Here is an 8,852-nt window from a genome sequence, read left to right on the forward strand (position 1 = left end):
AGAATCGTACTCTACGTGAGAGGTCGCGATGGTAATACCACGCGCACGCTCTTCCGGTGCGTTATCGATCTGATCGAAAGCACGGCTCTCGCCAGTGCCCCAAACTTCGTGACATACACGAGTCAGGGCAGCTGTCAGAGTGGTCTTACCATGGTCAACGTGACCGATGGTGCCCACGTTTACGTGCGGCTTGTTACGCTCAAACTTTGCTTTAGACATTTCGACCAATCTCCCTAATCAACCAGGATCGCAACGTTGACCGGATAAAAAATGGAGCTCATGACCGGAATTGAACCGGTGACCTCATCCTTACCAAGGATGTGCTCTACCGACTGAGCTACATGAGCATTGAAACCAAATTGGAGCGGGCAGCGGGAATCGAACCCGCGTCATCAGCTTGGAAGGCTGAGGTAATAGCCACTATACGATGCCCGCGAGCAATTAGTGGTGGAGGGGGCAGGATTCGAACCTGCGAAGCTTTCGCGTCAGATTTACAGTCTGATCCCTTTGGCCACTCGGGAACCCCTCCCGAACAAATCCGCAAAAGCGAACCTGCTTAAAACTTAAAGTGGAGCTGGCGGACGGAATCGAACCCCCGACCTGCTGATTACAAGTCAGCTGCTCTACCAACTGAGCTACGCCAGCTCACATTCGCCTGTTCAGCGAGGGCGGTATACTACGGATTTTTTTCCGGCCTTGCAACACCTTCACAAGCATTGCTTTCAACGAAATCGAACTCGTAACCGGTTTCCGCTTCAACCGCTTGAACCCATTCACTTTCTGCCATGGATTCAACCTCAAAAACGAGCGCGTATCCTAAACGATTTCGAGGGAACTTGGCCAGCACTACATTCAGATTTGCCTGTTTTTTTTCTGCCATTACCGATTGCGCAGCCTCAAGGGATTCGAACAGCCCCAGGGAAATGGCGTTACGGTACTCTCCACGGGAAACAATGTACGATTCCACGCCCTGAAGATAGAGCTCACGGAACTGGGCTCGCGCTGCTTCCGGCGGCTGCGGAGGAATCAATACCCAATGCAGGGGCGGTAAGTCCTTCTCAACCTCAACAATGCCGACTTTATGCTTGAGACCGGCCGCCACATTCTCGGCGTCATCCCTCGCATCAAACATTCCGAGCGTTATCCGTAGACAACTCTCTTCCCGGGAGAGGCTCTCCATGGTCTCGGAAGCCACTTTCAGACTGGAGACACGTGGCAGGGTTCCAGATGAAACGCCGACATAACGGGATGGCTCGATCCAGGCCGGCACAAACCAAACGGCCAGATTGAGAGCTGCCAACAGAAACGCCAGCCACTTCATCACAGAACGCCCGCGCTGGCGATTCGCTCAAGACCGTCAAGCACCATACCCTCAATTACGTTTGCCTCAAGACCAAGGGCCTGCAAACGCCGGGCATCGCCACCGGTCAGGTAGATCGCAGAGAGTCCAAAGGCTTTTGCATCGTGATGAATCCTCTGGACAAGGGCCTCAGTGAGCCAGGCCAGACCGTGGTTGACGCATTCGCCGGTCGATTGTCCCGGGCGGGAGTCGAGTTGCTCACTCTGCTCAAATCCAATTCGTGCCGCATCCACTTTCAGACTACGGCGCATCATCTGGAGCCCAGGAAGAATGTAGCCACCGAGGTGTCGCCCGCCCGCATTCACATAGTCCACGGTGACGGCGCTACCGGCATCGACAACGGCGAAAGAAGCCTTACACCTGACCCAACCAGCCAGCATGGCATGCCATCGATCAGCCCCCATGCGCGACACATCCCCATAGGAATTGGACAGGCCATCGCGCGTCGACTCAGCCCAGCAATATTCAACAGGCACCTTGGCCCGGGCAAGCAACAGTTCATGAAGTTGCGCGCGGGCGCTTTCCGAGGCCACCGTCGACACCAGAATTCTGTCAATGTCAGACCAGTAGCCTGAAAGTCCGATCAGGGGCTCAGCATCTGCCATGACCGCTGCCCCTTCAAGAGGGCCGCCTGTTCCAGTCAGTCGCCATTTCAGGCGGGTATTACCAGCGTCAATCAACAAAATCATTCAGACACCCGCAAACTGATATCGCCCGCCCGCACCGGTATTTCGCCCTCTGCTGTTTTGAGGAGGTAGTTCCCGGTTTCGTCGATACCGCCTCCCACGCCCTTTAATTCACCGTCACGGGTGACGAGGGGCAGGCCGTTAAAGATATCACGGCGCTGCCAGCGCTCCCGGAATTGCCGGAAGCCGCCAGCCTCAAATTCTGTCACTGCTGCCAGAATGTGAGTAATCATCCCGGCAGCGAGTTGGTTGCGAACCCAGGCCTGGTCTGGCCAACGCTTGTCCAGGCTCGTCCAGGGCTGATCAACATCTTCAGCTTGAGTCATATGCACGTTGATACCGATTCCTGCGATCACCTGAACACACCCTTCCTGGAGTTCGCCCTGGATTTCTACCAGGATCCCACCAAATTTCTGGCCCTGGGCAAACAGGTCATTGGGCCACTTGAGCCCCACCTCACCGCCCCCTACCTGCTCAATTGCATTGGCGACGGCAACGCCCAGGGCCAGACTGAGGCCATCCAGGGCCGAGAACCCACCTTTTATCGACAACCCAAGGCTCAGGTAGAGGTTCTGGCCCTTGGGGCTGGCCCAGTTCCGACCTCTTCGACCACGGCCGGACGTCTGGCAGTCAGATAACACCACCGGGAGTGGCGCCGACGTCAGTAGGCGCGCAACCTCGGCGTTGGTGGAATCCACTTCATCCAGAACAGTGAGCTGTATCCGCTCTCGAACCGAAGGATCGAGCTGACCAAGAATGATGTCACGGTCGAGCAGGTCCAGTGCGGACACCAGCTGGTAACCCTGCCCGCGAATGGTCCGTATGTCAGTTCCGTCGGCGATAGCCTTGCGGATATGCTTCCACACCGCCGTCCGGGAAACGCCCAGCTTCTGGGCCAGCGACTCACCGGAATGGATTTCACGATCACTGAGCAGGGACAGCAATGCATTGGATTTCATCAATGAGCTTCCAGACGGGGAATGAACAAGCCCGGATTAAACAACAGGAGGGGATTGAAAAGCAAAGGGGCAGCACTGGCCTTACCCCTTTACCGGTCGCGACGTCAGGGGATAGGTGTCGCGGTCAGGTTTGCGCGAATATTCACATTCTGGAGCACGGCGCCGAACACGGCGGTCTGGGCGCCACCCACAGGATGGACAAGATCGATATTATTTATGGTCAATTCCTTGAAACGGGTTTCCGCCTTGACCGCGAATCCCAGTGGACGGTTCAGACGATCAGCCTCCGAAGGAGAGGACACATACCGATAACCCTGAGGGGCCGAGGCATCCATAATCTTTTCGTCACCACGGGCGCCATTCACCCCCAGCGAGTCCGCTCCATTTTCTTTCTTCACGACTCGGGTCTGGTAAACGTCAACGGATAGATCGGTTTGAATACCGTAGGTGTTGTCGTCGACGCCATCACCATCGAAATCACCACCGTCACTCGTGTATATGTTGTCCAGAACCAGGCGGGTTCCGGAACCATTCACGGCCTGCCCCTGGCCATCGACGGTCCGATTGGTTTCCCACAACAGTGAATTCCGCTTCTCGCTGCTCTGAGCACGGGCGAGGATGTTCTTCATCTCGATCGTGACACCTTCGTCGCCCCGCATTTCCCACTCACCGCCCGATGCCGAGCAGGCCGAGGCCGAAGCACCAGCGCCACCCACACAGACGTTGCCGGCGCCGCCAGGCTTGATCAACGTGGTGCTCCCTTGTTCAAAACGCTGAATCTTCAAACGCCCAAGGCTCTCTCCATCGACACCATTACCGATCCGGACATTGCCGATATCCATGGTGCTCCAGGACTCTTCCGTTGCCAGCGCCAATCCTTCATCGGTGACATCCAGAGTCATGTTACGAACATGACCATCATAGGTCATATCGGTCAGCCAGAGACCTTTCTGGGGCTGCTCACCGTTACCTTCGTCATAGGGAGCAGCAATCACTGCAGCACGACCGTCACGAATGTGAATATCCGAATTAATCGTCAGGCCCTCACCGGAAGCGCCACCGGCTCCGAGCGTCATATGGCCGTCCAGCGTAAAGTCGTAGGCGGGATAGATGCCGAGCGCCAACAACAACTCTGTGCCACCTTGCAATGGCGCGTCATCACTGCCAACGCGCATACCATTAATTCGGTAACCGGCCTCAAGCCCCTCGAAACCAATACGCAAACCGTCATAGAATCGGGTTCCACCCTGGACACCGTCACGGGTGACATTTACGGTGATATCGCCCTGCCCCCAGGACTGAAGCCCACTGATAATTACTCGGTTGCCGTCCTCGGTATAGCTCAGATCAGAAAGCCTGAGGCTCCACTGAGCAGCCAGTCTCAGGCCCTGGGCACCGGCATCGGCATGCCCTCCGCCCTGCAGGTAGAGCGCATTGGTGTAGTTGCGACCACCAAATACCTGGTCTTCCAATAGAAAGCTCAGGTTGAAGGCGCCAAAGCTTTTACCGGCACTACCAACCTCAATGGCTCCGACCTCAAACTCGCCTTCCATTCGACCAAGTGTTAAAGCGACTGCCGGACGGCCCCGCCAGTCCTGATCCACATCCAGACGCAGATCCTGAATACGGTAGGCGCCAGTGATGTCTCTCAAGGCGAGTGAATGGCCATCATCGTGATAGAGGAAAGACGCGCTATGAATGGTTGTCTCGTTATCAAACCTCAAACCTTCCCCTGCCCGACCTCCTGCCGATATATCGGTGGTTGAGGATAGTTCGTACTGGCCCGAGAGGCCGCCATAACTGGGCAACAGGTCGCCGTTTCCATCGGTACTACGGCCATATATCGCAGGATCGCTGGAATAGCGAATAGCACCGACCTGCCAGCTACCAGTCACTCTGGGAGCCGTCAGTTCCAGAGTTTGACCCACCCGCTCCAACGTCACATCCAAGGCTTCAACGGACATCGTGATATCGTCCAGAAACACCGAATTGCCGTTGGTTCTGTAGCCCAGGCGGCCTCCCGTCATGGTGTACGCGGAATCAAATTCATAGCCGTTTCCACCAGCGGTCTGTTGGCGCAGGGTCAAGGTGCCTTGAAGGCTATGATCAAAGAAAATACCCCCCATGCTGACACCCGGCGCGCCGGCCAGCCTAATGTCCGAGAATTCTACCCGCCGATCTTCCACCAGGTATTCAAGATTCAACGCGGCATCGCTGCCAATGTCGATCCTGGTTCGGTGAAATGCACCCTGCCCGGGCACCTCGGAGGAACCCACCCGCATACCTTCCAGATGGACGCCCTTGCCATCGTCGTAATAGGAAAGCTTGTCGGCGGTCATGGTCAGGTCAGTTTCGATGGTGATCCCGCTCTGGCCTCGAATCTCAGACAGCGCCCTGTCATCAAGGCTCTGGAGGTCTGCAGCGGTTATCATCGAATAGCCGCCGAGGCTCAGGGCGACCGCACTCAGTGGCAGGATTCCGGAAAGATTACGAGTCATGATGCCTCCTGGCTAAGGGGTTCCGTCCGGAAAAACCAGAAGGTTACCCTGCATGATCACGTCCCCCTGCATTTCCACCGCAAAGATGTCGGTTTGCTGAAAGCCGGGGTCTGTTGGTCGTGGCGTGCTGCTGGAAGCGATTTTGAACTGTACGTCAGAAAACCGGACAACATTTGGCAAGCCCAGCTCAATCACATCACGGTCAAAGAGTGCACCATCCCCACCAAAGCCGGAATCGACCGAACGCACCCTCAGGGTCAGACCCTCAAAGGCGAACATCCCCCGAATTTCATCCAGTACCATCCATCCGCCATCCTGCTTCAGCCGATAGGCAAAGCGAGCACCGCATTTCTTATCTGCCTCATCACACCGGCCAAAGTAATTGTTCTGAACCGGACCTCCCATTTCGTTGATGCTGATGTCGCCAGACAGATAGATCCCCCCCTGGCCGGAGACATCAGCCAGGGCGTCGTCCCCGAGCGGCGACATCTCGGAATACGCCAAGGCGGGAAGCAGGGCCATAAAGAGCAGGCAAAACCGGGTAGCTGAACAACAAGTCAGACGGATCATGGCGCCAAGTCCTTGGTTCTGATTTCCAGGTGCTGAATGAGCATTCCTTCGATGCGGGCGGAGCCAAAATCCCGGTCACCGACACCAAAGTTGCCAATCCGGAGATTGCTCCGGTATTCCGGATTGGTGTAATAGGCTTCATAGAAGTCCCAGGTTGCGGTATCGCTGCCTTCCCGAAGCCCGTTTGCGGCAATCTGCCCGGGTGCCGGCGCAGCAATAGCGTCTACCTCCAGCACGAAATTGCCCGTACCGTCGACATCAAAAAACACTGGCTGGAGCTCGTTACCGATCGCCAGTTGAAGGACAAAATCGGACATGGTGATGCGGGAGCCACACTCGCTGCCATCCTGGGTGCATGCGTTGATGGTTAACTCCGGAGAGTAGAAGTTCAGCTTGAACTGGCCGGCCATTTGCTGGCGAGCGTCATCGCCCCAGAGGCGCAGATAACTCCCGTCAATCACGGCACTTTTCGCATGTATATTCAGGTTGGCAGAGCGATCGTCACCCACGGCGACATTCATCTGCATCCCCATATCCGCTCGCTCGCCAATCCAGGATTCAGTTGCCGGGCGGCTTGAACAGGTACCGCTTCCGGCAGCCGCTGAGCCACCCAGACAATCGTAACCCTCGGCCGCACTGAGCATCGCGGGCGCGGCGATTTCCAACACCGATTTATCTCTGACCCCGATCGTGTTGCCGTCCACCACGTCAATTCGCCAGGGATGCAGCAAACGCCCAAGGTTGACCGGGGTCAGATTCTGACCATAGGTGGAATCAGCGCCCGCGATATACAAGTGATTCACCGTAATATCGACGTCTTGACCATCTGTGCTTTTGATACCCGTGATTCGGAATATACGGGCCTGGTTGCCATTGGCATCCGGCGCGTCGGTTCCATGGGAGAAGGTAAAGTTATCGAGAACCAGGCCTATGCCGGCGCCATCAATCTCGGACATCTCGGACTCATTAAGAGTCACCATCTCTGCCTGGAGGGGCAAAGACCAAAAGAGTGCGAACGACAGCATTGCAGTGCAGGGGAAGTTGCAGGACCCAAATTTGCCCATCAGAACAGCCCCCGACCACGGTCTATGTACTCAGTCCGATAACGGTCCGTGCCGTACAACGCCTCATTCAGGTTTACCTCGGTGGCGCCATTGGGGATATTGAAGAATGCGCCGGACGTCGCCCGAATAAAGTCCTCTACCGTGATGTCGGTTTTCTTGACGTCCTTCAGCCAATCCAGATCTTTGGTCTGAAACGAAATAAAGGCTCCATCGGCGGGACCGGTAATTCGCCGCTCACCATTGACCTCCTCAACCTGGCCAATCGGGAAACTGTTGTAAATATCCAGATCAAAGCAGGAGTCTATACCCAGCACCATGCAATCCTGGGCATAGACATAGATGTCACCAGCACCACAGCTGAAGAAGGAACAATCCGGCACCTCAATCTCCGAACTGGATCCCCAGCCAATCAGGTTCTTCAGAGACCAGCGGGTGAATCCGGCGGCACCTTCGAGAACGAACTTTTCCCCGTTCGGAATACCGATATACTCCGCACGGATGGGATCAAGCTCGCCAATGCGCGGGTCATCTTCCGCTCCATAGACCAGCTGCGCCTTGGTGGCGAGCGGACTGCCCGATTCGAGCAAAGGGGTGAGCAGTACAATCAACTGATCGAAGAAATTGCCGGTGGAGTTAGCCTCCCGCAACCCTTCACCCCGATCGATGATGTCGACATTGACGTTGCCCGTCAGCGTTTCGATCTTGCCGGAAAGAATGCCCATGGACTCGCCAAAGCCAAGACGAACACCTACCACCTCATTGGTGGTCTCATCAAAGGCAAACTCAAAGAACGGGCTATCGATCATGAACGGAACAATCTCATTCTCGCCATAGGCTGAGCCATCGGGGCGATATTGTCGCGGAGCATCAGGGTTCTTGCTGTAGTAGGCCTGGTTATTGATGTACCCGAGCGCAAAATCGCGGATCAGCACATCGGAAGAACCCTGCTTCTCACCCGCTCGCTCATATCGCCCCATCTCGAGAACATCAACATTGGTCTGGATTTCGATATCCATACCGAGATTGACACGGGTATAGGAGGTATTTTCGTTGGGATCGGGATGGTACTGGCGGTCTATGGAGACAAAGGCCTGACCTGTCACCTCGGACAGCTCGGCATCAGAAATGGGCTGCAAATCTGCATGGGCAGCCGAAGACAGCACCATGGACAGCGCGAGGAATAGTCTTTTACGTGTACTCATAGCCATACCTGCCCGCCGTTTGTTGTTATTGACGGCAATGATCGAATGACTGATGAGTGTCTCTGAAGCTGGCTTTTTAGTCTTTTTTTCTGCCAGTCTTGAGGGAATGCTAACGCTATTTACCGAGCGTAACTGTGCGCCTGATCACAGGGTCATATCTGCTCGCTTTCCTGCAGGCAATAAAAAACCCCCGACAGCGAAGCTGTCGGGGGTTTTTAGGCATTAGGCGCCTGACGATGACCTACATTGCTCGCGCTGGCGCGCTCGGCCCTTCGGGCCCGCCGTCGCTGCGCTCCAGCGTCCTGCGCTTGCCGTTGGCAAGCTTGTCACATGGGGGCCGTTGTAGTGCACAGCAGGGCCTCGATCCAAAATAAAAAAGCCCCGGCAGCAATTGCTGTCGGGGCTGTTTTATTTAGGAGCCTGACGATGACCTACTCTCACATGGGCAACGCCACACTACCATCGGCGCAGGTCTGTTTCACTTCTGAGTTCGGGATGGGATCAGGTGGTTCC

At 55.8% G+C, this 8,852-nt stretch carries 8 protein-coding genes, 4 tRNA genes and 1 rRNA gene; all 13 read right to left on the reverse strand.

All coding sequences use genetic code 11. The annotated features are described in order from the left end of the window. Positions 1 to 219: GTP-binding protein (locus C7436_RS17490; protein WP_228198187.1), on the reverse strand; the 219-nt coding region annotated here is incomplete at its 3' end. Positions 220 to 271: 52 nt separating this feature from the next. Continuing rightward, a tRNA-Thr gene (locus C7436_RS17495) sits at positions 272 to 347 on the reverse strand. A 13-nt stretch (positions 348 to 360) separates the two neighbouring features. Next, positions 361 to 435, reverse strand: a tRNA-Gly gene (locus C7436_RS17500). 10 nt (positions 436 to 445) lie between these two features. Next, a tRNA-Tyr gene (locus C7436_RS17505) sits at positions 446 to 529 on the reverse strand. A gap of 40 nt (positions 530 to 569) precedes the next feature. Next, positions 570 to 645: transfer RNA gene (locus C7436_RS17510), tRNA-Thr, on the reverse strand. Positions 646 to 676: 31 nt separating this feature from the next. Beyond that, positions 677 to 1,132, reverse strand: a complete 456-nt coding sequence (locus C7436_RS17515; protein ID WP_228198188.1) for a hypothetical protein — start codon at positions 1,130 to 1,132, stop codon at positions 677 to 679. 188 nt (positions 1,133 to 1,320) lie between these two features. Then, on the reverse strand, positions 1,321 to 2,049 hold the full coding sequence (locus C7436_RS17520; protein WP_121208606.1) for a type III pantothenate kinase: 729 nt from the start codon (positions 2,047 to 2,049) through the stop codon (positions 1,321 to 1,323). Continuing rightward, positions 2,046 to 3,005, reverse strand: a complete 960-nt coding sequence (locus tag C7436_RS17525) for a biotin--[acetyl-CoA-carboxylase] ligase (protein WP_023009398.1) — start codon at positions 3,003 to 3,005, stop codon at positions 2,046 to 2,048. Before C7436_RS17525 ends, C7436_RS17520 begins: the two co-directional genes overlap by 4 nt. A gap of 104 nt (positions 3,006 to 3,109) precedes the next feature. After that, positions 3,110 to 5,503 (reverse strand): DUF6160 family protein, encoded by a 2,394-nt coding sequence (locus tag C7436_RS17530; protein ID WP_121208607.1) that lies wholly within the window; start codon positions 5,501 to 5,503, stop codon positions 3,110 to 3,112. A gap of 12 nt (positions 5,504 to 5,515) precedes the next feature. After that, positions 5,516 to 6,073, reverse strand: a complete 558-nt coding sequence (locus C7436_RS17535) for a hypothetical protein (RefSeq protein ID WP_121208608.1) — start codon at positions 6,071 to 6,073, stop codon at positions 5,516 to 5,518. Next, complete coding sequence (locus tag C7436_RS17540; RefSeq protein WP_121208613.1) at positions 6,070 to 7,029, reverse strand: hypothetical protein; 960 nt, start codon at positions 7,027 to 7,029, stop codon at positions 6,070 to 6,072. Before C7436_RS17540 ends, C7436_RS17535 begins: the two co-directional genes overlap by 4 nt. 107 nt (positions 7,030 to 7,136) lie before the next feature. Then, entirely contained in the window at positions 7,137 to 8,339 is a 1,203-nt protein-coding gene (locus C7436_RS17545; protein ID WP_023009394.1) for a DUF6160 family protein, read from the reverse strand. A 418-nt stretch (positions 8,340 to 8,757) separates the two neighbouring features. Next, positions 8,758 to 8,852 (reverse strand): 5S ribosomal RNA (rrf, locus tag C7436_RS17550); the annotation flags it as partial.

This window comes from Marinobacter nauticus, from assembly GCF_003634635.1.
Classification (GTDB): Bacteria; Pseudomonadota; Gammaproteobacteria; order Pseudomonadales; family Oleiphilaceae; genus Marinobacter; species Marinobacter nauticus.